Genomic DNA, 22,058 nt, shown 5'->3' with positions numbered 1-22,058 from the left:
ATGAAGAAAATAATTTTTATTGTTGTTTGCATTTTTACCTTTAATTTAAATGCTATTGCACAACAAAAAGTAACTATTTCTAAACCAAATTATTTAGAAGGTATTATTACACAAAGTACTTTTAAACAAAAACCTTACGCAAATTGGTTCAATAGAAATTATGACAGTTATAAACCAGATGAAACAATAGTTAAAAAAATAAAAAAACATCTGAAAGGTGTAACTATAAAAGCATTTATGGGGACTTGGTGTGCGGATAGCAGACGCGAAGTTCCCCATTTTTTTAAATTAATGAATGAAGCTGGGCTAAACGAGAACAATTTAGTAATGATTGCAGTTGATTATAGAAAAAAAACAACAGACAATCTTCAAGAAGGGCTAAATATTATTAGAGTGCCTACCTTTATTTTTTATAAAAAAGGAAAAGAAATAGGAAGGTATGTAGAATATGCCAAAGAAAGTTTAGAAAAAGATATCTTAAAAATATTAAAAGAAGAACCTTATAAACATTCATACGACAGAAGTTAGTTCAAAATACTATAACACATTAAAAAACAGCATGTTTTAGTTTTGTTTTTATATCAAATAATATTGTTTTAGATTTGCACAAACTTTAATAATTTTAAATGATACCAAAGGATCCTCTAATAATTGCAGTTGACTTTGACGGTACAATAGTAGAAGATGCTTACCCGAAAATAGGGAAGCCAAAAATGTTTGCTATTGAAACCTTAAAAGAATTACAAAAAGATGGACATAGATTGATACTCTGGACTTATCGTTATGGAGAACGTCTTCAAGAAGCTGTTGACTTTTGTGAAGAGAATGGTATAAAGTTTTATGCGGTTAACAAAAATTACCCAGAAGAAAAATTTCAAGGAAAAGTAAGTCGTAAAATAAATGCCGACTTATTTATTGATGATAGAAATATCGGAGGTATGTTAGGCTGGGGCGAAATCTACAAAATAATTAAAAACAACCCTGATGCCAAAGTGCCAAAAAAGAAGAAAAAAAGCTTTTGGAGATTTTAAATAGATGCTATTATTTTACTGATTATACGTTATTCTTTTAAACAGATAAAAGAATAGAGTATCTTATGTCTTTTTACATTCTATTTTTTAATTTACCTTTGCACTTTATACTTATATAATGATTAAAATAAAAACCAGAGAAGAAATTGAATTGATGCGAGAAAGTGCATTAATTGTTTCTAAAACATTAGGCATGTTAGCCAAAGAAGTTAAGCCTGGCGTTACCACTTTACAATTAGATAAATTAGCAGAAGAATTTATTAGAGACCATGGAGCTATTCCTGGTTTTTTAGGACTTTATGATTTTCCAAACACCTTATGTATGAGTCCTAATGCACAAGTAGTTCACGGATTTCCAACAAATGAACCTTTAAAAGAAGGAGACATTATCTCTATAGATTGTGGTGCCTTAAAAAATGAATTTTATGGAGACCATGCATATACTTTTGAAGTTGGTGAAGTTAGTGACGACATAAAAAAGCTATTAAAAGTTACTAAAGAAAGTCTATATATTGGTATTCGTCAGTTTAGAGCAGGCAATCGGGTTGGAGATGTTGGTTATGCAATTCAAACCTATTGCGAAAACCATGGTTATGGTGTAGTACGCGAACTTGTAGGTCATGGTTTAGGGAAAAAAATGCATGAAGGTCCTGAAATGCCAAACTATGGAAAACGAGGTAGAGGAAAAAAATTTAAGGAAGGAATGACCGTAGCTATTGAGCCTATGATTAATATGGGAACTCACAGAATTAAGCAACTTAAAGATGGTTGGACAATATTGACTAGAGACGGACAACCCTCTGCACATTTTGAACATGATGTTGCCATTATTGATGGAAAACCTGAATTACTTTCTACATTTAAATATATTTATGAAGCTTTAGGTATTGAAAGTGATGAAGAAGACGAGTTTAGAGCTAAGAATTTAGTAGATTAATTGTAAAAAATTGTCTATTGTTGCTAGTCGTATTAACCTAGCAAATAAATAAAATTGATTTACTAGTAAAAAACTAAAATAGTTTTAGAACCTGACCGATATTGCAACTTTTTAAATATATACTCAACACTATTCCCAGACCCATATTAATTAAAATAAGCTATTGGGTTCGTCCTTTATTTGCTCTTTATTTAAAAGGTTCAACTTATACAGATCCTATAGACGGCAAAAGTTTTAGAAAATTTTTGCCTTACGGATATGGCACTCAACGCCCTAATGTACTTTCACCAAGTACACTATCTTTAGAACGTCATAGACTTCTCTGGTTATATTTGCAAAACGAAACGGATTTTTTTGACAATTCAAAACCTAAAAAGGTGTTGCACATGGCACCTGAACAATGCTTTTTAAAACGTTTTAAAAAATTAAAACATATAGAGCTTATCACGGCAGACCTCTACTCGCCTATTGTTGATGTTAAAGCTGATATCTGCGATCTTCCTTTTGACAATGATAGTTTTGATGTCATATTATGCAATCATGTCTTAGAACACATCCAAGACGATAAAAAGGCAATGCAAGAACTCTATAGAGTATTAAAACCTGGAGGAATGGGAATATTTCAAATTCCACAAGATTATTCACGTAAAACTACTTATGAAGATTTCAGTATTACCTCTCCTGAAGAACGAGCTAAACATTTTGGACAATATGATCACGTTCGCGTTTATGGAAGTGATTATTTTGATCGATTAAGAGCTGTTGGGTTTGGAGTAAAAGAAATTAATTATTCAGAAAAATTATCTACAGAACAAATAGATAAATACCGTTTGATGAAAGATGAGATATTGCCAGTGTGTATAAAGTAACCTATAACTCTTTAATATCATCTGCCACAATCCAGCCAATTTTACCGTCGGCTATTTTAATTTTTTTCCAGTTATCCAGACTTTCCAATACTTTTACTTTTGTACCTTCGTGCAATTCGAAACTAACTTCACTAGAAACCGTTGGTGCCGTTTTCACCTCTGTTTGTTGAGCAAAAACTATAGCTTCTTGATTTGACTTTACATACTTATAATTTTGATAAGCTATTGCAATCATTAAAACCGTCAGAAAAGCACTAATAAAGCTTGAGGCAAAATAAAAACGTTTGCTTGCTGTACTATACGAAAAGTGATATAATAAAAATAATACGGCAAATAAAAAAGATAAGCTAACCGCTATCCACGCCCAAGTATTATAGCTAAATTTTAAAATAATACTATCGTTTATTTTTTGCCATATTGTTTTCGGTAATGGTTCTATATTATCTAAAGTCATACGTTGTGCAAAAGCCAAATTAAATTTAGCATCAGCATGATTAGGACTTTGTTGCAACACTTTCTCATAATAATAAATAGCAGGAGCCACTTTATTCATTTTATAATACGTGTTTGCAATATTATATAAGACGTCATCTGAAGTTATATTATGCTTTTCAATTTCTTTATAAAGTTCTAAAGCCTCACTATATTTTTCGTTCTGATATAATTTATTGGCTCGCATAAATAAGCTGTCTACTTGTGCTGCAAAAACACCTGTAGAAGATAATAACAATATAACTAAAACAATATTTTTCATCTTATAATTGTTTATCTATTTTAACAATCACCTTTCTAGCGGTTTCATATTCTTGCTGCATCATAACATTAGTTGTTGGTGTATAACGAGCATAATCACAACTGTCAAATACTTTTATAAACTCATTAATAGTACTTTCATCTACATTACGATCTAATAGAATTTCTCTAATTTTATCTTTACTAATATCAGTTGTTTCAACCTGTAATTTAGCTTTTAAATAATTATGCAAGGCTTTTTCTAAAGCTTCATAAAAATTCTCTTTATTACCTAGTTGTTTTTTAGCTTCTGATAAATACTTTTTAGCCAACCTGTCCGCTTTACGACGTTTATTTCCAACAATATCACTATCACGTTTTTGTTTTCTATATCCAATAAAAATTCCTAACGGAATAGACAATAGCGGAATAATCATCAACAGATAAAACAAGTTAGATTTAAAAAAATCTTTCGAAGTAATTCTTGGCGTTAAATCAGCACTTGTACTTATAAAATGAATATCTTGTGCGTTGCTAATAACATTTCTTTTAGTTGTAGTTACTACATTACCATCCGTTGCTTCTTTACCTTCTGGAGCATTAATAATTATAGCATCTGAAGTAATAGTTTTATACGCTTTATCTTTTAAACTAAAATAAGAAAAGGTTGTTGGCGGAATTTTATATTTACCTCTAAATTGAGGTACAACAGTATATTCATCAGAAATAGTTCCTGAAAACCCACTTAAAGAAGCCCTTATACTTTCTTTGTGTTCAGGTTCATACTTTTCGAGACCTGATGGTGTTTCAATTTTTGGCATCACCAGCATTTTAAGGTTTCCTTTACCTGAAATTTCTACTTTAATTTGAGCAACATCATTAGCCTTTAATTCATTTTTATTGGTAGAAACTCTAAAATTAAAATCTCCAACAGCTCCTGTAAAGTCAATAGGCTGATTTTCGGTAGGCAATGGCTTAACATTAATTATACGCTCTCCTGTTGTAGCTGTAAAATTAAAATTTCTAGTCATCATATTTCCAAATAAATCTCGTCTACCAGTAGGCACTCCAGCTCCAATTTCCATTTCTAAAGGACTTATGGTTAGTTTACCTGATTTCTGTGGAATTAACACTACCTTACGCAATATTGCATAACGATGTGTTCTTCCTTGAAACGTACCTTCTTTAGAGTCTGATTGATTTACTTCAATATTTTGACTCCAAAAACCATTAAAAGACGGTGACTCCGTTTCTCGGTAATTTCTAACATTAACCTTATTAACGTCAACATAAATTTTATACACCACAGATATACTTTCACCAACATAAGGATTAGAATTTGAAACCTCTGCAACCAAATGAATATTTTGTGAAGCTATATACTTAGGATCATTGGGATCTTTAGGAATTTCAACCGCATCGGTAACTGTTATTTTTACGGTATTGGTTTTTATAATAGTATCATCCAATTCAATACTAGCAGAAGGAATTACTATGGTTCCTTTTCTTTTCGGTTCAAGCGTATATGAATAGGCCATTTCAAAAGACTTTTTACCATTAAATGATGAAAAACTTGTGGATTGCATTGGCCCTGCTAATACCTTAAAATCTTTAAAATCTGGAGGTGTAAAATTATCCCCACCTTGTTTATTAATGGTAAAAGTAATACGCAAACGTTCATTTACACCCAATCTATCTTTACTTACAGTAGCCTTAAATGAAGTTTCTTGAGCAAGTATAGATTGACTTAGTGTAAGAAATACTACTAATATGTTTACTTTTTTAAACATTTACTTTTAATTTCATTAGAAAAGATAGCTTAGTACAAACAGTATTACCAATCTTTTTCTTGTTTTACTTTTTTCCCTTTAGATTTTTTTGCATTTATTTTTTTCTGCGTTTTGTTCTCTTCATTATTCATGGCTTCTAACAGTTGCTTAACTTGCTGTGGCGATAACTGACTAGGATTTGGTTTTGGTTGTTTTTCATCTTTATCATTATCGCCTTGGTCTTGGTTTTTATCCTTGTTCTGATCTTTATTATCGTCCTTTTTATCATCTTTGTTATCTCCTTTATTGTCTTTATCCTTATCTTTATTTTTATCGTTTTCGTCTTTATTATCCTTATTCTCTTTATCCTTGTCTTCATTTTTATCATTCTGCTTCTTATCCTTGTCTTTATTTTCGTTATCGTCTTCTTTCTGATTTTGCTCGTTTTTCAATAATTTCTGAGCCAATGCTAAATTATAACGTGTTTCATCATCTTTAGAGTTATTACGTAAAGCATTTTTATAAGCTTCAATGGCTTGTGCATATTGCTTTTCTTTTAATAATGCATTGCCTATATTATGAAAAGATTCTGCTTTGGTCAATTTATCTTTAGCGGTTTTTGAAACCAATTCATACATGGGTAAAGCTTCTTTATATTTATTTTGTTGATAAATAGCATTCCCTAAATTATAACTAGCTTTTTCATAATTTGGATTCTGTTCTAAGGCTTTTTTATAATTAGCTTCCGCTTCAACATAATTTTGTTGTTCATACAATTCATTACCAGATCTGATTAACTCCTTTACCTCTTTTTCAACCTTTGGCTGTTCATCTTCTTTTTGAGCGAAAACAGCTATACTTTGTACTAGTATAATAATCATTAAAATCCTCTTCATCCTATTTTTCTTTTCGTTCGTTAAACAAATTAAGTTTTTGAATCCATTTTGTTTTTTTATTAAACATTAAGGCATCAAAGACTAAAAACAAAATACCTAAACCTAAAAACCATTGAAATTGGTCTTTAAAATCAGAAAACTGTTTGGTTTCAAATTCCTTTTTATCTGCTTTTAAGAGCAAATCGTTAATATAATCAACGGTTTCTGTAGTATTTCCTCCATAAATATATTCTCCATTTCCTTCAGTTGCAATCTTTTTCAAAGTTTCGTCATTCATCCTTGTAATTACTACTTCTCCTTCCCTATCTTTTTTATACCCAACCAGAGTACCATTTCTTTTTACTGGAATTGGTCCTCCATCTGCATTTCCAATACCTATTGTAAATATTTTAACGCCTTCTTTAGTAGCCTCTTCAGCAATATAACTTACGTTTTCTTCATGATCTTCACCATCAGAAAGTAAAATTAGATACCTATTGGTTTGTTCATCATCATCAAAATAACTTTTACCTAGTTTTAAAGCTTCGTTGATAGCGGTTCCTTGCGAAGAAACCATATCTGGATCAGCATTTTGTAAAAACATTTTAGCAGCAGCCTGATCTGTAGTAATGGGCAATAAAGGATAAGCATTACCCGCATAAATAATTATTCCAACTCTATCACTACCCAACTTATCAATAATTCTTGAAATAATTTGTTTAGATTTTTCTAATCTATTCGGTGCTACATCTTCCGCCAACATACTCTTAGAAACATCTAATGCAAAAACAACATCTACTCCTTCTCTTGTAATTGTTTTAAGTTTTGTTCCCATTTTAGGATTTACCAAAGCAATAATTAAAAAAGACAATGCTAATGCAACCATTAATGTCTTAAAAAACGATTTAAATGGCGATATTTCTGGACTTAATTTCTCCAACAAACCACTATCAGCAAATAATCTTTGCTTGCGTTTTTTCCATAATGAAACAAACAAATACGCCAAGAAAAGCACTGCAATAACAGTGAAGTAATAAAAATATGTCTTTTCTTCTAATTGATACACTCTAATAATGGATTTAATAGTTGTTTAACCGTTTCTTTAATTATGTTTGGCCAATTTATATACTAAATAAAACTTCTAAATACTGTATAACGCAATAGCATTTCAAACAAAACCAAAAAGCCTCCCAATAAAACTAATGGACGATATTTCTCTTGGTAATTATAGTATTTAAACTCTTCTATTTCTGTTTTTTCTAATTTATTAATTTCATCATAAATTGACTCTAGCTTTTCATTATTTGTTGCTCTAAAATATTTTCCTTCCGTTTCATTTGCAATATATTTTAACAAAGCTTCATCAATTTCTACAGGTTGCATTCTAAAAATTAAGCGTCCATCAATATCTCTTGCTACCGGAAATTCTGCCGTTCCATTGGTTCCTATTCCAATCGTATACACTTTAATATTTAACTCTTTAGCAAGTTCTGTTGCTGTTTTCGGATCTATAAATCCTGAATTATTAACTCCATCTGTCAATAGAATAATAACCTTACTTGAAGATTTACTATCTTTTAATCTGTTTACTGCAGAACCTAATCCCATTCCTATAGCTGTACCTCCATCTAAATCTCCCCAATTTAATCTGTCAATAGAGTTGAGAACAATCCGTTTATCACTAGTAATAGGAGTTTGCGAAAAACTCTCACCAGCATAAACTACAATTCCAATTCTATCATTAGGTCTTTGATTTACAAAATCTTTAGCAACAACTTTTAGGGCTTCCAAACGATTTGGACGTAAATCTTTAGCCAACATACTTGCAGAAATATCAATTGCCATAACAATATCAATACCACTTGTAGTTTTTGTTTTTGTACTAACTTCAACATTTCTGGGTCTTGCCATTGCCAATATCAGTGCAGATAATGCTAACAATCGTAACACATACAACATTGGTTTTAATTTTGCCAAAACTGAAGTTTCTTTAAACCCTTTAACACTTGAAATGGTTAATGTTGCTTTGTCCTTTTTACGTACAAAAAAGTACCAAATTGCCAATAATGGTATCAGCAAGAATAACCACAAAAATTCAGGATTTGTAAGTTCTAAGTTATTCCACAGCTTCATCTTCTTTCTTTGTTTTAGGGTGTAAAACTTCAATCAATTCTCCTGCATCATTTCTATGCAACTCTATTTCATTTGATAAAGGAACGTACTTTGCAAACTTGACTAAATCAGCATCTTTTAGCAATTTTTGTAACTTTTTTAAAGTTGTATCAGGAATATCTAATGAACTCGATTTATTAAAATCAGTAATGGTTTCCATTAATTCATTAGTGGTTGATTCTAATGCTGGTATATTTAATTCACGTTCTATGTACGATCTAACAATATCCGTCAACTCTACATAATACTGTTTTATTTTATTTTTTTGCCATAGCTGTTTATTATCCAGTTCTTTTAGGCGTTTTAAAGCCAAATCGTAAGGTGGAATTTTAGCTTCAATCTCTTCTATTGTTTTTTTCTTTCTAAAGACAAAATACAACACAATTGCAAGCACAAGTAAAATGCCTAATAGCCACCATAAGTAATTTTTAAAATCGTCAAAAGTATACGGTTCATCTTGAACTGCCTTTATTGGATACATATTTTGTTTTAAGGTGTCTACCGCTACAGTAGCAACATCAACCTTAATTGAATCTGTCAAATACTCTTGACTCCAAACAGTAATTTTTTGCTGTGGAATAGTATAACTTCCACTATCAAAACTTGTTAATAGGTACTTTCTAACTAGTCTATTTTTTAATGTGTCTATGTTTAAATCTTCTACTACTTCAATTTTACCTGTAGGGTCTAATTTTAACTCAGGAAAAGTGACTCCTGTTTCAACATTTTCTACCGTAATTTGATAGTTAATTTGTTCTCCTATTCTAATTTTTGTAGTATCTGCTTTTACAGATACTTTAGGTTCTAAAGGCTCTTTAATTTGGGCATTAGTTATAAAAGTGACTAGTAAAAATAAGGTAAAAAATACCCCTTTTATTCCTTTTAAACCTGTGTTAAAAGATTCAGAAACATGCTTCAATAATGGAATTTTTTTTACAATTATGTTATCTTTTTTATTCACTAAGCTCCTTTACGTTTAAAATATCCTAATAATTTCTTTACATAACTTTCATCAATACGTGTATTGATGATTCCTGCACCACTTTTTCTAAAAGTATTTTCAAACTGATCAACAGCTTTTAAGTAATGTGATCTATAATTATTTCTTATTTTTTTTGAGGATGTATTTACCAAAAGTGTTTTTCCTGTTTCCGCATCTAACATAGGCACCATACCTAATGAAGGTAAATTCTCTTCAAAACGATCATAAACCCTTATTCCAGTTACATCATGTTTTCTAGCTACAATTTTTAAGGCATTATCATAATCATCATCCATAAAATCAGATAACATAAAAACGATAGCCTTTTTCTTCATTACATTAGATAAATATCTTAAAGCCTGATTAATATCTGTTTTTTTACTTTTTGGTGTAAACTCAATTAATTCTCTAATAATCCGTAAAACATGTGTTTTACCTTTTTTAGGAGGAATAAAAAGTTCTATTTCATCAGAAAATAAAAGTAACCCTACCTTATCGTTATTCTGTATTGCTGAAAAGGCTAAAGTTGCACTAATTTCTGTGATGGTTTCACGCTTAAACTGTTCTATTGTACCAAAAAACTCAGACCCACTAACATCAACCATCAATACCATGGTTAATTCTCTTTCTTCTTCAAAAACTTTAACAAAGGGTTCGTGATATCGAGCAGTTACATTCCAATCAATAGAGCGAATATCATCACCAAATTGGTATTGGCGTACTTCAGAAAAAGTCATACCTCTCCCTTTAAAGGAGCTATGGTATTCTCCTGAAAATATATGATCAGACAACCTACGTGTCTTAATCTCAATTTTTCGAACTTTTTTTAGTATTTCTTTAGTATCCACTTTTTTTCGGTCTGCAGTTGACAGTCTTCAGTCAGCAGCCATAAGTTGACAGTCAAAATAATTGATGACTGCAAACTGAAGACTTATTTTAAGGTACTTCTACTTCGTTTACAATTTTATTAATAACATCAATTGAGGTGATGTTTTCCGCTTCAGCTTCATAAGTAATACCAACTCTATGACGAAGTACATCATGTACAACAGCTCTAACATCTTCTGGAATTACATAACCTCTATGTTTAATAAAAGCGTAACATTTAGATGCCATAGCTAAGTTAATACTACCTCTTGGTGAAGCCCCATAGCTAATTAATTGTTTTAAGTCAGGTAGTCTAAAGTCTTCTGGAGAACGGGTTGCGAAAACAATATCAAGTATATATTTTTCAATTTTCTCATCCATATAAACCTCCTTAACAGCTTCTCTGGCTGTTAGTATTTCTTCTAAAGTAACAATGGGATTAACTTTTTCAAAGTTTCCACTTAAGTTATTCCGCATTATTAACTGTTCTTCCGCTTGTTTAGGATAGTCAATAACTGTTTTTAACATAAAACGATCCACTTGAGCTTCCGGTAAAGGATAGGTTCCTTCTTGTTCTATTGGGTTTTGAGTAGCCATTACCAAAAATGGCTCTGGAAGTTTAAATGAGGTTTCACCGATAGTAACTTGATGTTCTTGCATGGCTTCTAACAAAGCTGATTGAACTTTGGCTGGAGCTCTATTAATCTCATCTGCCAAAACAAAGTTTGCAAAAATTGGTCCTTTTTTGATAGAGAAATCATTCTCTTTCATGTTATAAATCATCGTACCAACAACATCGGCCGGCAACAAATCGGGTGTAAACTGAACCCTACTAAATGAACCTTTTACAGCTTTGGCTAGCGTATTAATTGCTAAGGTCTTGGCAAGTCCAGGAACACCTTCTAACAAAATGTGTCCATTCCCTAATAAACCAATCAATAAACGTTCCACCATGTGCTTCTGACCAACGATAACCTTTTTCATTTCTAGCGTTAACAAGTCAATAAAGGCACTTTGCTTTTCAATTTTATCGTTGATGGCTCTAATGTCAACAGTTGGGTTTAATTCTTCCATTCGCTAATTTAAAATTATAACTATTTTTTTCGATAACAAACTTAGCATTTCAACAAAGGCTAAGTTGTTAAAATTTGGTTAAAATAAAGGGATACAAAAGAAATTGGGAATAATTTAAGTTGATTATTCTAAAAATGTTAAAGTTTTGTTTAAGTATATAAAAACATTAATACTAATACTGTTCTTCATCATTTGGAAAATCACCCGATTTCACATCATTGATATAATTCTTTAATGCTCCATCCATTTCACTGTATAAATCTAAATATCTACGTAAAAAACGTGGGCTAAATTCATGATTCATGCCTAACATATCATGAGTTACTAAAACTTGACCATCAACACCGCCTCCTGCACCTATTCCTATAACTGGAATACTTATACTTTCAGCTACTTCTTTAGCTAATTTTGCAGGAACCTTCTCTAAAACCAAAGCAAAACATCCTAATTCTTCTAACAATTTAGCATCTTCTTTAAGTTTTTCTGCCTCTTCGTCTTCTTTTGCTCTTACACTATAGGTTCCAAATTTATAAATGGATTGTGGTGTTAACCCTAAATGCCCCATTACTGGAATACCAGCAGAAAGGATTCTAGTTATGGATTCAGAAATTTCTTTACCGCCTTCAATTTTTATTGAATGTGCACCAGATTCTTTCATTATTCTTATAGCGGATTCTAATGCATTTCTTGAGTTTCCTTGATAACTACCAAAAGGCAAATCTACAACTACTAAACACCGCTCAACAGCTCGTATTACTGAAGAAGCATGGTAAATCATCTGATCTAAAGTAATAGGCAATGTGGTTTCATGACCCGCCATAACGTTAGATGCAGAATCTCCAACTAAAATTACATCTATACCAGCGTTATCAATAATTTTTGCCATGGTATAATCATAAGCTGTAAGCATGGCAATTTTTCTATTGTTACGCTTCATCTCTACTAAAGATTTTGTTGTAACTCTCTTATAAACTTTTTTTGCTGTTGACATTTTTTAAGGTTTGATATCTATAAATAAATACGACAATTTTACAATTTATAGAGTATTGTTAATTCTGCATCAAAAATAAGTATAAAAAAAGATTTAAGATTTGAAATTTTTGAATAATAATAGCTAAAAGAGAAAAAATTAAGAATCCTAAAAACTAAAATTTTCACCAATCTGGTTTATTAGTTTAGTATAAGATACACCCATTGTTATAAAACAATAAACTACTGAATTTCAGCACTAAAAAAATAAGATTACTTTTTTTACATATAAACCTCTCAATACCGCTTCAAAACCGTACAAACTTTTGAAACTATTAAAAATTAAAAAAAGAGAAAAAATTATTATTTATATTCAGTCTAAATAATAATAAATTATATATTTGCACCTTATTTGTAATTAATCTAAATAAGAATTGAAAACATTACAACTACTATACCTGTCTATTTTTATCTGTTTAAACAGTTTTGGTCTTACAACAGACAATGATAATCTTATGAGCCTTTCAGGTAAAGTAACCTATAAAAGTGGAGCCCCAGTAGATATGGCTTTAATCTATATTAAAAAAATTAACAAAAGCACCTATACAGACGAAAACGGAAACTTTATCTTTTCTGACATACCTCCAGGAAAGTACTCAGTATTCATAAAAACATTTGAAGCTGAAGGCATCTACATAAATGTTGATTTAACTGTTAAATCTGATCATATCACAATAGTTCTAGAAAACGATCAGGGTGTTGCTCTTGATGATGTAACGGTGGTTAGTAAATCAAAAGGAAAAATAATTAAAGAAAAGGGATACGCCATAGATGTTGTAAATACTCAAGAAATGGCTATTCAAAATTTACAATCGACAGAGCTTTTAAATAGAACTTCAGGCGTTAAAATTCGTCAAACAGGCGGGCTTGGCTCACACACCCACTTTAATTTAAATGGCCTTACAGGTAATTCTGTTCGCATATTTATTGACGGAATTCCAATTAGAAATTATGGTGAATCTTTTTCTTTATCAAGCATTCCACCTGCCATGATAGAAAGAATTGAAACGTACAAAGGCGTTTTACCTGCACATTTATCTGAAGACGCATTAGGTGGTGGTATAAATATTGTTCTTAAAAAAAGCATTGGCAATCACTTAAGTGCTTCTTATTCTTATGGTTCATTTAACACCCATCAACTAAATGTTGATGCTGGATATAGAAACCCTGAAACAAATTTTAATGTAGATTTTTCAACATTTTATAACAGTACAAACAATAACTATAAAGTTTGGGGAGATAATGTTTACGTTGTTGATCCTAATACAGGAAAAGTAACTTATGTAAAAGCAGAACGTTTTCACGACGATTATGCATCTAAAGGAATTAAAGCCAATATTGGGTATACCTCAAAAACTTGGGTCGACGAAATTACCCTTGGATTAATGATTTCTGATATGGATAATGACATACAAACTGGACCAACAATGGACATCGTCTATGGTCAAAGAAGAAGCAAACGCGATAGTAAAATGGTATCTTTAAAATACAATAAAAAAGATATTTTTATCGAAGGCTTGTCTGTTAAAACATTCACATCCTATTCACACACCAACAGAAAAGTAATAGATACTGTACCGGTGATGTATAACTGGTTAGGCGAAATTATTAGAGATAATGATGGTAATCCAATCAATTGGCAAAACAATGGTGGAGAAGCTGGAGATGCAACTCTAGAAAACAATAAAGAAGTAACTATTGCTAACAGAACTGGTATTTCATATCAATTTCATCCTCAACATGAAATAGGAGTAAATTATTTCTTTAACCGATTTACCAGAGATGTTAACGATCCTTTACGTCCAGAATCAATACAAGATTTATCTGATACACGGCACCTAACCAAACAAATAACCAGTTTTACATATAATAGCAATTTTTTTGAAAATAAGTTAAAAACAAATCTGTTTTATAAATATTACAAACAACATGTAAAACTAGTAGACCGCTTAAGAGAAAACAATGAAATTATAGCTGTAACAAGTGAAAAGAAAATTGACTTTAACGGTTATGGATTTGCAATATCTTATGCTCTTTCACCAAAAGTTACTTTACTATCATCTGCAGAAAAAGCTGTAAGAATGCCTGGAGACTCAGAGCTTTTAGGGAATACAAGTAGCGGTATTGAACCTACTATTGATTTATTACCTGAAACAGCTAACAACTTTAATTTAGGCTTTCTTTTAGGTACTTACTTATTAAAAAAACATAGTTTTAATTTAGAAGCTAACTTTTTTATAAGAGATATTAGAGATTTAATTATTAGAGGAATTAGCAATAGCATTTCTGATACTTATGGCTATGAAAATCTAGGAAAAGTTAAAAGTTCAGGTTTTGATGTTGAGCTAAAATACAACTACAACAATCGTTTATTTGTAACAACAAATTTTTCAAATTTTAATGCTCGTTACAATTTAAAATATGATAATAATGGCGTTGAATATGGCCATTATGGTGATAGATTACGAAATACACCCTACCTCACTTCTAATACTTATGTAGAATATAAGTTTACAGATTTTATCAAAGAAAATTCTAGACTATCTATAAACTATAATTTCGGATACACGCATGAATTTTTTAGAAATTGGGAAAGTTATGCAAGCACAGGAAAAGCTTACATACCAACACAAGCTTTACACGATATTGGAGCATCATACACAGCTCCTAACAATAAAATTACCTTAAGCTTTAACGCCAAAAACATTACTAACGAACAAGCATTTGACAACTGGGCTATGCAAAAACCTGGTAGAGCTTTTTATGTAAAATTGACTTATAGACCAAAATTTTAATATATAAATTAATATTATGAAAACCAATTTAATATCAATAAGCAAATCTTTGCTATTATCAGTAACCCTAGCAGGTTCATTATTTATGAGTTGCGACTCAAGCGACGACCCCCAGGAAGAAGTATTTCCTGTAGGAAATCAAGAGTTTTACAACGTAGCTTTTGGAGTGAGTTCAGAAGGCAACTCTGGTACTTATGCACAAGCTTTTACAGATTTATCAAATGGTAGTATTTCATTTGATGGAGAAGGTTTTGAAGTACCTTCAGTACGTACAGCAAGAATATATGGTTCTCCATCAGGTAAATATTTATATAACCTCAGTTATGGTGGCGGTTTTTTATATAAATATGAAATTCAAGGCGGATCTAATTATGTTCAATTAGAAGAAACTAATGTACAAATAGCAATGGGTACAGCATACCCAAGATGGACAGTATTAAATGAAGACGAAGCTCTTGTTCACAATATAACAACTGAACATATTTTTGAAGACGATGTTTATACACACACCAAAGCTACAGCTGTTTTACAACGTGTTGAATTGGCTGATTTATCTTTGGCTGAAAAATCAGAACTTGCACTACCTCAGACAGAAGATGGTTTACATATTTGGCGTATAGATAACCCAACCATCCAAGGTGGTAAAGCATATTACGGCGTAGCTAAAAGAGGTTACGACCCTAATACTGATGAAAATATTAATACCACTGACTATAAAGCAACCACGTTGGTAGTTGATTATCCTTCTTTAGAAAACCCTATGTTACTAGAATCTGAAGTTGCACAAGGTTCTACATATGGTTATCGTGCACCTGTTTATCACACCGATGAATTAGGAGCTATTTATCATTTAACAGCTGAACCAGCTAAAATTATTAAAATAGAAAACGGAAGTTATGATAATTCGTACCAATTGGATTTATCATCTGCTTTAGGAATGACTAAAGTTGGAGCTAACGGTTGGTATTATGTAGGTAATGGTATTGGATATGTTCCTTTTTACGATGCTACAGTTGGTTCTGGAAGTGACACAACAACTCCTTGGGGTGTAGCTAGAATAGATTTATATAATAAAACTGCAGTAAAACTAAACTTACCAGAAAATTTATGGATGTGGTATTACCAATCTGGTGTTTTAGCAAAAGATGGTAATTTTTATATGGCTATTGCTCCTCTTGGAGAAACTGGAAATATTTACATGTTTGATCCTCAAAGTACATCACCAGACGGATTTACAAAAGGTGCCGAACTTGATAGTGGGGCGGACTCTTTCTATTTAGGAATCTATTAAATAATAATATCTTCGCTGCCCGATTTTAAAATCGGGCAGTATCTTTAAACTCACATTATGAAAAAATTAATTACATTAACTATATTACTTGTTGCCAGTACAATTACTGCACAAGATTCAAATATTTTTTGGAATAGAGATTTTTGGAAACCGACTGTTACCCTAAAAAAAGTACAAGAACAAATTAAGGCTGGTAACAATGCTACGACATCAAACCCTAACAATTTTGATGCTACAGTTTACGCCATTTTAGGCAATGCACCTGACAATGTAATTAAATACTTACTTAGTTTAGAAGGAAATGATGTAAATAAAATTACCCATGACGGACGGACATATTTATTCTGGGCGGCTATGAAAGGAAATATATCAATAATGAAATATCTTATTGATAATGGTGCTAAAACTGATGTAATTGATGATAAAGGGAGCTCTGTGTTACTTTTCGCTGCTGGTGGTGGTCAAACAAATCCTAAACTTTACAATTTACTGTTAGCTAATGGTGCTACAATTAACGAAACCAATCCAAAAGGAGCCAATGCTTTACATCAATTAATTGGTAAAGTAAAAACTTTAAACGAACTAGATTACTTTATAAACAAAGGATTAAAACTTTCTGATATTGATAAAGCCGGACTAAATACAATAGACTATGCTGCTCGTTCTGGTAATAAAGATATTATTGAACAATTGATAAAAAAAGGAATCTCTTATAAAGATACCAATACCGACGGTGGTAACGCTTTTTTGGAAGCTGCTACAATTGGCCGTGGTGGCGGAAACAACTTAGCATTTTTTAAATACTTAGAAAGTTTAGGTATTAACCCTAACATTACAAATAAACAAGGAATAAACCCCATTCATAAATTAGCTGCAGGTAATAAAAATGTTGCCATATTTGATTATTTTATAGAAAAAGGTGTTGACCCAACCAAAGCTGATAATGAAGGAAATACAGCTTTAATTAATTCCGCTGGAAGAAATAGTTTAGACGTTATTACCTATTTTCTTTCAAAAAATGTAACTATTAATGCTAAAAATAAAGAAGGAAAATCGGCACTTACCAATGCCGTTGCAAATAACTCACTAGAAGCAGTTGCCTTCTTAATTAATAAAGGTGCTGATATTAATGTTATTGATAAAAACAATAATAACCTTGCCTATTATCTTATCACTTCTTATTCCAAAAGAAACAAAAAACAATTTGAAGAAAAATGGAACTTATTAGCTAAAAAAGGGTTGAATATGTTGCACCTTCAAAAAGAAAACAACACCATTTTACATTTAGCAGTTACCAAAAATGATACCGATTTATTGGATAAAATAAGTAATTTAAAGGTTGATGTAAATGCTAAAAATAGTAATGGATTAACTGCGTTACATATTGCTGCTATGACAGCAACTGATACAAAAATAATTAAACATCTAATTGAATTAGGAGCCAATCCAACTGTTTTAACTGATTTTGAAGAATCTCCTTATGACTTGGCTTTAGAGAATGAGTTTTTAGATAAAAAAGAGATTGAATTTTTAAAATTATAACTCTTACAAGTTTAATATAATTTACAAAAGGCTTGTACCCATAAAAACAATAAATATTTACTCATGAAATTGAAATTATTTATAATAAGTTTGGTAAGTATACTAACATTTACTGCCCTCAGTCCAATTTCTAAAAGTACTTCTTACAAATGTATGATTCAGCTTATAAATTACGAAGGTGAAGGTGCTTACATTGTTGTTTCTCTTTTAGATCCAGAAGGAAACTATGTTAAAACCCTAAATGTAATTGGTGATGACAAAGAATGGTATCACGATTTAACAAATTGGTGGTCGTATTTTGAGAATTCTTCTGAATCTATTGACGCCATTACTGGAGCTACAATTAGTGGTGGCCAACGTACCATAAAAGTTATTAAAATAGAGGATGACAAGCTAAATAAAGGCTATAAAATACGTTTTGAAACTGCTGTTGAAGATCAAAAATATGTAGCTGATGATGTCACTTTTGAATTGACTTCTGAGAGTGTAAAAAGTAAGGTAGACGGCACAGGTTATATAAGATATATACGCATGTTGCCACAAAATTGAGTTTGCACTATTCAGTAGTAGTCAGCAGTTTTTTTCATAGTGTCCTTTGTGAACTGCCTTTGTGTCCCTTGTGGTAAAAACAAGTTAAAAATAATTCGTATAAATATATTCATAAAGAAGTAAAGACAATAAATTAAAATTATGACCATTTCAATTTGGAGATATAGTCATCTTGCTTTGGCTATATCTTCTTCTATTTTTATCTTATTGGCTTCCTTAACAGGAATTATATTAGCTTTTGAACCTATTTCCAATCGGGTTCAAAAGCAAACAATATCTAATTTAGATGAAATTTCAGTGGCTGAAATTACAACAACACTTCGTGAGAATTATTCTGAAATAATCTCTGTAGAAATTGATAAAAATGATTGGGTAACCGCATCTGTTATAGATGATGATGGCAATAATCAAATTTTTTATATTGACCCTTTAACTGGAAAAAATATAGGAACACCTACTGAAACACACCCTATATTTCAATTTGCTACAAGTTTACACCGTTCGTTATTTTTAAAAAGTATTGGTCGTTTTTTTGTTGGGTTAACCTCTTTTTTACTTTTTTTAATTAGCATAACGGGCATTTTTCTAATCTTTAAAAAACAAGGTGGCTTTCGTGGCTTTTTTAAACCAATAGTCAAAGAAAAATTTAATCCGTATTATCATACCCTTTTCGGAAAATGGTTACTGATTCCAATTGTTATAATCACAATAAGTGGAGTTTATCTTTCTTTAGAGCAATTTTCTATAATTTCAAAAACTAAAATAGTACATCAAGAAGATACGCTATTTGCCGAAGAGCCTGTTTTACCATTATCGGAATTCGATATTTTCAACAACACAAAGTTATCTGATGTCCGGAAAATAGAATTCCCTTTTGCTGAATTTCCTGACAGTTATTTTTTATTACAATTAAAAGATAAAGAACTATTAATAAATCAATTTAATGGTAATATTGTTAGCGAGGTTAATTATCCGTTTACAGCCATTATTTCTTACTATAGCCTTATCTTCCACACAGGGCAAGCTAGTATTATATGGAGTATTGTCTTATTATTTGCATGTATTGGCATATTATTTTTTATGTATTCAGGATTTAGTATTGCATTACAACGTAGAAAATCAAGAATTAAAAATCGTTATAAAAAAGACGATTGTGAGTACGTAATACTTATCGGATCAGAAAATGGAAATACATTTTACTTTGCCAATGCTCTACATTCAGAATTAATACGGCTTGGTAAAAAGTCGTATTTAGCAGAATTGAACAGCTACAGCAGCTACAAAAACATGCAACATTTGGTGGTAATGACGGCAACCTACGGTGCAGGTGAAGCACCTACAAATGCTAAGAAATTTAAAGCATTACTACAAACGCATCAACAAGGCAAACCCTTTGATTATTCTGTTGTTGGTTTTGGCTCTTTAGCCTATCCTGACTTTTGTAAATATGCTTATGATGTTGATGAGTTGTTGGAGGCTCACCCAAATAGCAACAAAATTGATGATGTATTTACTATTAATAATCAATCGTTAGAATCTTTCAACCAATGGTTATTAAAGTGGAAAGAAAAAGAAAATTTAGAGATAAGATTACCTGAAGCGATACTTTCAAAAAAGAAACGAAAAACCTATACATTTGAAGTTATAAAAAACACAAAAGCAAATAAACAATCTGATAACACTTTTTTGATTCAGCTAAAGGTTACCTTGGGTAAAGTAAGGTTCAAATCAGGAGATTTACTATCAATTACTAGTGATAAAGACCAGAGAGAACGTCTCTATTCTATTGGCAAATGGGATAGAAACACCATTTTAATTAGTGTAAAATTGCACGATAGAGGTTATGTTTCCAATAAACTTAATGACCTTACTGTGGGCGACAAACTAACTTGTGGCATTGTAAAAAATAAAGATTTCCGACTCCCAAAAAAAGCAAAAAACGCTGTGTTTATTGCTACCGGAACTGGTATTGGCCCCTATTTAGGCATGATGCATGAAAACAACAAAAAAGCTGTCTTACAACTCTATTGGGGCGGCCGCACAAAAGCTTCATTTGAATTGTATAAAAAAGAAGTAGCAACCTATATTAACAATGGAAACTTACAATCACTACACTTGGCATTATCTCAAGAGCAAGAGGAAAAGGTTTATGTGCAACATTTATTAGAAAGGGACAGTGAACACATTGCCAAAATTCTTAAAAACAAGGGTGTCATAATGATTTGTGGATCAGTAGTCATGCAAAAAGACGTTACGGATACACTCAATGAAATTTGTAAAAAACACTTAAACAAACCATTAAGCTATTACCAAAATAAAGGGACTGTATTGATGGATTGTTATTAAGATTTGTTTTTATTCCAAAGTATCATTATCTTCCTTAAATATATTCGAAAAAATTAACGACACAATAACTTTGACAGGTTTATACAAAACTGATTCATGCCCATAAATTTTAAATTTCAAAAATTATGAAAAAAAACAATGGTAATTATAGGATTGTTAATTCTGTTAGTTGTTACTTCAAATTACACATCGCTAAAAACAGTTTTTAAAGGACTTCCAGTATATAATTTTGCAACGGAACAAAATAAGTTTAAAAGTGTTGAAATACCATGGAAAGGAGTAAAATTTCAAAATACAGTAAACAGTTTTGAAAAGTTTGAAAAGGAAAATCTTAACACGAATGATTCCATTTTGTATAGAACTTTTAAAATTAATCCATTAAAATTTTGGAATTGGCACGAATACATTACACATCCAAGATATAAGTTGCCTTATAAATCAAAAGAGAATTAAAATAATTAAGGCTTAGCTTGAGGATAAATTTCTAAAATCACGTTATTTTCTTGGTTAAAACATGTGGCGTTACCACTGAATATATTCAATTAGTACCCGATTATGCTGAGTCATAAGCACTAAGGAGAAAATTTCTTATATTTATTCATCCTTGCTTAGAAGGAAATCATGTAGCCTTAATATATGACTCTAAAATCACTTAACTTTTCTAAAGAATGATTAAAAGGAATGGCACATTACAGACTTTAACAACAATTGTAATGAATAGAACCAGTTTAAAAAATAGTATCTTTATACTACTAATTGTTCTCGTATCATCTTGCAGTAAAAATAATGATACGGTTGAAGAAAATAATAATTATAAAATTATCTCATTGCTATATAATGATTTAGCAAAGCCAATCGAACCTGTATTTCCACCACCCCCTCCTGATAGTTTAAACTATGTATTCACTTCAAAAGATTCTACCAGAATTGACTCCCTCATAAACAAGATTAAAGACGAAAGATCAAAAAGAAGATTTATTGTAGCCATTGATTCATTACTAAAACCTTACCCAAATGTTTCTTTAAATAATATTGATAAAAATTGTAGTGATTATACAAACATATTGTCAAAATTACAACAACAAAAAGATACTCTTAAACTAGATATTTCTAGCATTGAAAATAGTAGAAATGATTCAACAATTTATTTTAAAAAAGAATTATTAACTGAAGATAGTAAAGATTTTTTTGAGTTTGA

Annotated in this window: 20 protein-coding genes; 11 read left to right on the top strand and 9 right to left on the bottom strand. The window is 30.9% G+C overall.

Annotation, left to right across the window (positions count from 1 at the left end; all coding sequences use genetic code 11):
- From EGM88_RS14780 to EGM88_RS14765, 4 genes are all read left to right on the top strand, one after another.
- Positions 1–528 carry a thioredoxin family protein gene (locus tag EGM88_RS14780; protein ID WP_123899193.1) on the top strand — a complete coding sequence of 176 codons (528 nt, stop codon included), beginning with the start codon at positions 1–3 and terminating at the stop codon, positions 526–528.
- A gap of 98 nt (positions 529–626) precedes the next feature.
- Positions 627–1,031 (top strand): BT0820 family HAD-type phosphatase, encoded by a 405-nt coding sequence (locus EGM88_RS14775; protein ID WP_123899192.1) that lies wholly within the window; start codon positions 627–629, stop codon positions 1,029–1,031.
- A gap of 118 nt (positions 1,032–1,149) precedes the next feature.
- Positions 1,150–1,968 (top strand): type I methionyl aminopeptidase, encoded by an 819-nt coding sequence (gene map, locus EGM88_RS14770; RefSeq protein WP_123899191.1) that lies wholly within the window; start codon positions 1,150–1,152, stop codon positions 1,966–1,968.
- Between the two features lie 98 nt (positions 1,969–2,066).
- Entirely contained in the window at positions 2,067–2,837 is a 771-nt protein-coding gene (locus EGM88_RS14765) for a class I SAM-dependent methyltransferase (RefSeq protein ID WP_123899190.1), read from the top strand.
- A gap of 1 nt (position 2,838) precedes the next feature.
- Here EGM88_RS14765 and EGM88_RS14760 read toward each other — a convergent pair whose 3' ends face one another.
- The 9 genes from EGM88_RS14760 to panB form a co-directional block, all read right to left on the bottom strand.
- Positions 2,839–3,591 carry a tetratricopeptide repeat protein gene (locus tag EGM88_RS14760; RefSeq protein WP_123899189.1) on the bottom strand — a complete coding sequence of 251 codons (753 nt, stop codon included), beginning with the start codon at positions 3,589–3,591 and terminating at the stop codon, positions 2,839–2,841.
- A 1-nt stretch (position 3,592) separates the two neighbouring features.
- Complete coding sequence (locus EGM88_RS14755) at positions 3,593–5,359, bottom strand: BatD family protein (protein ID WP_123899188.1); 1,767 nt, start codon at positions 5,357–5,359, stop codon at positions 3,593–3,595.
- Between the two features lie 44 nt (positions 5,360–5,403).
- Positions 5,404–6,219 carry a tetratricopeptide repeat protein gene (locus tag EGM88_RS14750; protein WP_238988459.1) on the bottom strand — a complete coding sequence of 272 codons (816 nt, stop codon included), beginning with the start codon at positions 6,217–6,219 and terminating at the stop codon, positions 5,404–5,406.
- Positions 6,220–6,235: 16 nt separating this feature from the next.
- Positions 6,236–7,279 carry a vWA domain-containing protein gene (locus EGM88_RS14745; protein WP_123899186.1) on the bottom strand — a complete coding sequence of 348 codons (1,044 nt, stop codon included), beginning with the start codon at positions 7,277–7,279 and terminating at the stop codon, positions 6,236–6,238.
- Between the two features lie 62 nt (positions 7,280–7,341).
- Positions 7,342–8,346 carry a vWA domain-containing protein gene (locus EGM88_RS14740; RefSeq protein WP_123899185.1) on the bottom strand — a complete coding sequence of 335 codons (1,005 nt, stop codon included), beginning with the start codon at positions 8,344–8,346 and terminating at the stop codon, positions 7,342–7,344.
- The gene (locus tag EGM88_RS14735) at positions 8,330–9,346 is read right to left on the bottom strand and encodes a BatD family protein (RefSeq protein ID WP_238988458.1); all 1,017 of its coding nucleotides are present in this window, start codon (positions 9,344–9,346) and stop codon (positions 8,330–8,332) included. Before EGM88_RS14735 ends, EGM88_RS14740 begins: the two co-directional genes overlap by 17 nt.
- Complete coding sequence (locus tag EGM88_RS14730; RefSeq protein ID WP_123899184.1) at positions 9,346–10,215, bottom strand: DUF58 domain-containing protein; 870 nt, start codon at positions 10,213–10,215, stop codon at positions 9,346–9,348. Before EGM88_RS14730 ends, EGM88_RS14735 begins: the two co-directional genes overlap by 1 nt.
- 88 nt (positions 10,216–10,303) lie before the next feature.
- Positions 10,304–11,308: an AAA family ATPase gene (locus EGM88_RS14725; protein ID WP_123899183.1), complete on the bottom strand. Its 1,005-nt coding sequence runs from the start codon at positions 11,306–11,308 to the stop codon at positions 10,304–10,306.
- Between the two features lie 172 nt (positions 11,309–11,480).
- On the bottom strand, positions 11,481–12,299 hold the full coding sequence (panB, locus tag EGM88_RS14720; RefSeq protein WP_123899182.1) for a 3-methyl-2-oxobutanoate hydroxymethyltransferase: 819 nt from the start codon (positions 12,297–12,299) through the stop codon (positions 11,481–11,483).
- Between the two features lie 412 nt (positions 12,300–12,711).
- On the opposite strand from panB, the gene EGM88_RS14715 reads away from it, so the two are divergent.
- From EGM88_RS14715 to EGM88_RS14685, 7 genes are all read left to right on the top strand, one after another.
- Complete coding sequence (locus EGM88_RS14715; RefSeq protein ID WP_238988457.1) at positions 12,712–15,132, top strand: TonB-dependent receptor; 2,421 nt, start codon at positions 12,712–12,714, stop codon at positions 15,130–15,132.
- A gap of 16 nt (positions 15,133–15,148) precedes the next feature.
- Complete coding sequence (locus EGM88_RS14710) at positions 15,149–16,423, top strand: hypothetical protein (RefSeq protein WP_123899181.1); 1,275 nt, start codon at positions 15,149–15,151, stop codon at positions 16,421–16,423.
- Positions 16,424–16,480: 57 nt separating this feature from the next.
- A complete protein-coding gene (locus tag EGM88_RS14705; protein WP_123899180.1) occupies positions 16,481–17,965 on the top strand; it encodes an ankyrin repeat domain-containing protein in 1,485 nt (494 codons plus the stop codon).
- A gap of 63 nt (positions 17,966–18,028) precedes the next feature.
- Positions 18,029–18,514 carry a DUF2271 domain-containing protein gene (locus EGM88_RS14700; protein ID WP_123899179.1) on the top strand — a complete coding sequence of 162 codons (486 nt, stop codon included), beginning with the start codon at positions 18,029–18,031 and terminating at the stop codon, positions 18,512–18,514.
- A 141-nt stretch (positions 18,515–18,655) separates the two neighbouring features.
- Entirely contained in the window at positions 18,656–20,860 is a 2,205-nt protein-coding gene (locus tag EGM88_RS14695; RefSeq protein ID WP_123899178.1) for a PepSY domain-containing protein, read from the top strand.
- A 138-nt stretch (positions 20,861–20,998) separates the two neighbouring features.
- Positions 20,999–21,313, top strand: a complete 315-nt coding sequence (locus EGM88_RS14690; protein ID WP_123899177.1) for a hypothetical protein — start codon at positions 20,999–21,001, stop codon at positions 21,311–21,313.
- 215 nt (positions 21,314–21,528) lie between these two features.
- Positions 21,529–22,058, top strand: a 530-nt coding sequence (locus tag EGM88_RS14685) for a hypothetical protein (protein WP_148084095.1), incomplete at its 3' end; no start/stop codon positions are given.

The sequence above is a fragment of the Aureibaculum marinum genome, assembly GCF_003813905.1.
Taxonomy (GTDB): Bacteria; Bacteroidota; Bacteroidia; order Flavobacteriales; family Flavobacteriaceae; genus Aureibaculum; species Aureibaculum marinum.
The sequence above is the reverse complement of the archived record's forward strand: the minus strand, read 5'-3'. Positions and strand labels throughout refer to the sequence as shown.

What these genes read in the sequence shown, in the direction of transcription:
- EGM88_RS14710 (WP_123899181.1), top strand. Translation starts at nt 15,149, where the DNA reads ATGAAAACCAATTTAATATCAATAAGCAAATCTTTGCTATTATCAGTA.
- EGM88_RS14740 (WP_123899185.1), bottom strand. Translation starts at nt 8,346, where the DNA reads ATGAAGCTGTGGAATAACTTAGAACTTACAAATCCTGAATTTTTGTGG.
- EGM88_RS14750 (WP_238988459.1), bottom strand. Translation starts at nt 6,219, where the DNA reads ATGATTATTATACTAGTACAAAGTATAGCTGTTTTCGCTCAAAAAGAA.
- panB (WP_123899182.1), bottom strand. Translation starts at nt 12,299, where the DNA reads ATGTCAACAGCAAAAAAAGTTTATAAGAGAGTTACAACAAAATCTTTA.
- EGM88_RS14725 (WP_123899183.1), bottom strand. Translation starts at nt 11,308, where the DNA reads ATGGAAGAATTAAACCCAACTGTTGACATTAGAGCCATCAACGATAAA.
- EGM88_RS14780 (WP_123899193.1), top strand. Translation starts at nt 1, where the DNA reads ATGAAGAAAATAATTTTTATTGTTGTTTGCATTTTTACCTTTAATTTA.
- map (WP_123899191.1), top strand. Translation starts at nt 1,150, where the DNA reads ATGATTAAAATAAAAACCAGAGAAGAAATTGAATTGATGCGAGAAAGT.
- EGM88_RS14705 (WP_123899180.1), top strand. Translation starts at nt 16,481, where the DNA reads ATGAAAAAATTAATTACATTAACTATATTACTTGTTGCCAGTACAATT.
- EGM88_RS14760 (WP_123899189.1), bottom strand. Translation starts at nt 3,591, where the DNA reads ATGAAAAATATTGTTTTAGTTATATTGTTATTATCTTCTACAGGTGTT.
- EGM88_RS14690 (WP_123899177.1), top strand. Translation starts at nt 20,999, where the DNA reads ATGGTAATTATAGGATTGTTAATTCTGTTAGTTGTTACTTCAAATTAC.
- EGM88_RS14755 (WP_123899188.1), bottom strand. Translation starts at nt 5,359, where the DNA reads ATGTTTAAAAAAGTAAACATATTAGTAGTATTTCTTACACTAAGTCAA.
- EGM88_RS14700 (WP_123899179.1), top strand. Translation starts at nt 18,029, where the DNA reads ATGAAATTGAAATTATTTATAATAAGTTTGGTAAGTATACTAACATTT.
- EGM88_RS14775 (WP_123899192.1), top strand. Translation starts at nt 627, where the DNA reads ATGATACCAAAGGATCCTCTAATAATTGCAGTTGACTTTGACGGTACA.
- EGM88_RS14695 (WP_123899178.1), top strand. Translation starts at nt 18,656, where the DNA reads ATGACCATTTCAATTTGGAGATATAGTCATCTTGCTTTGGCTATATCT.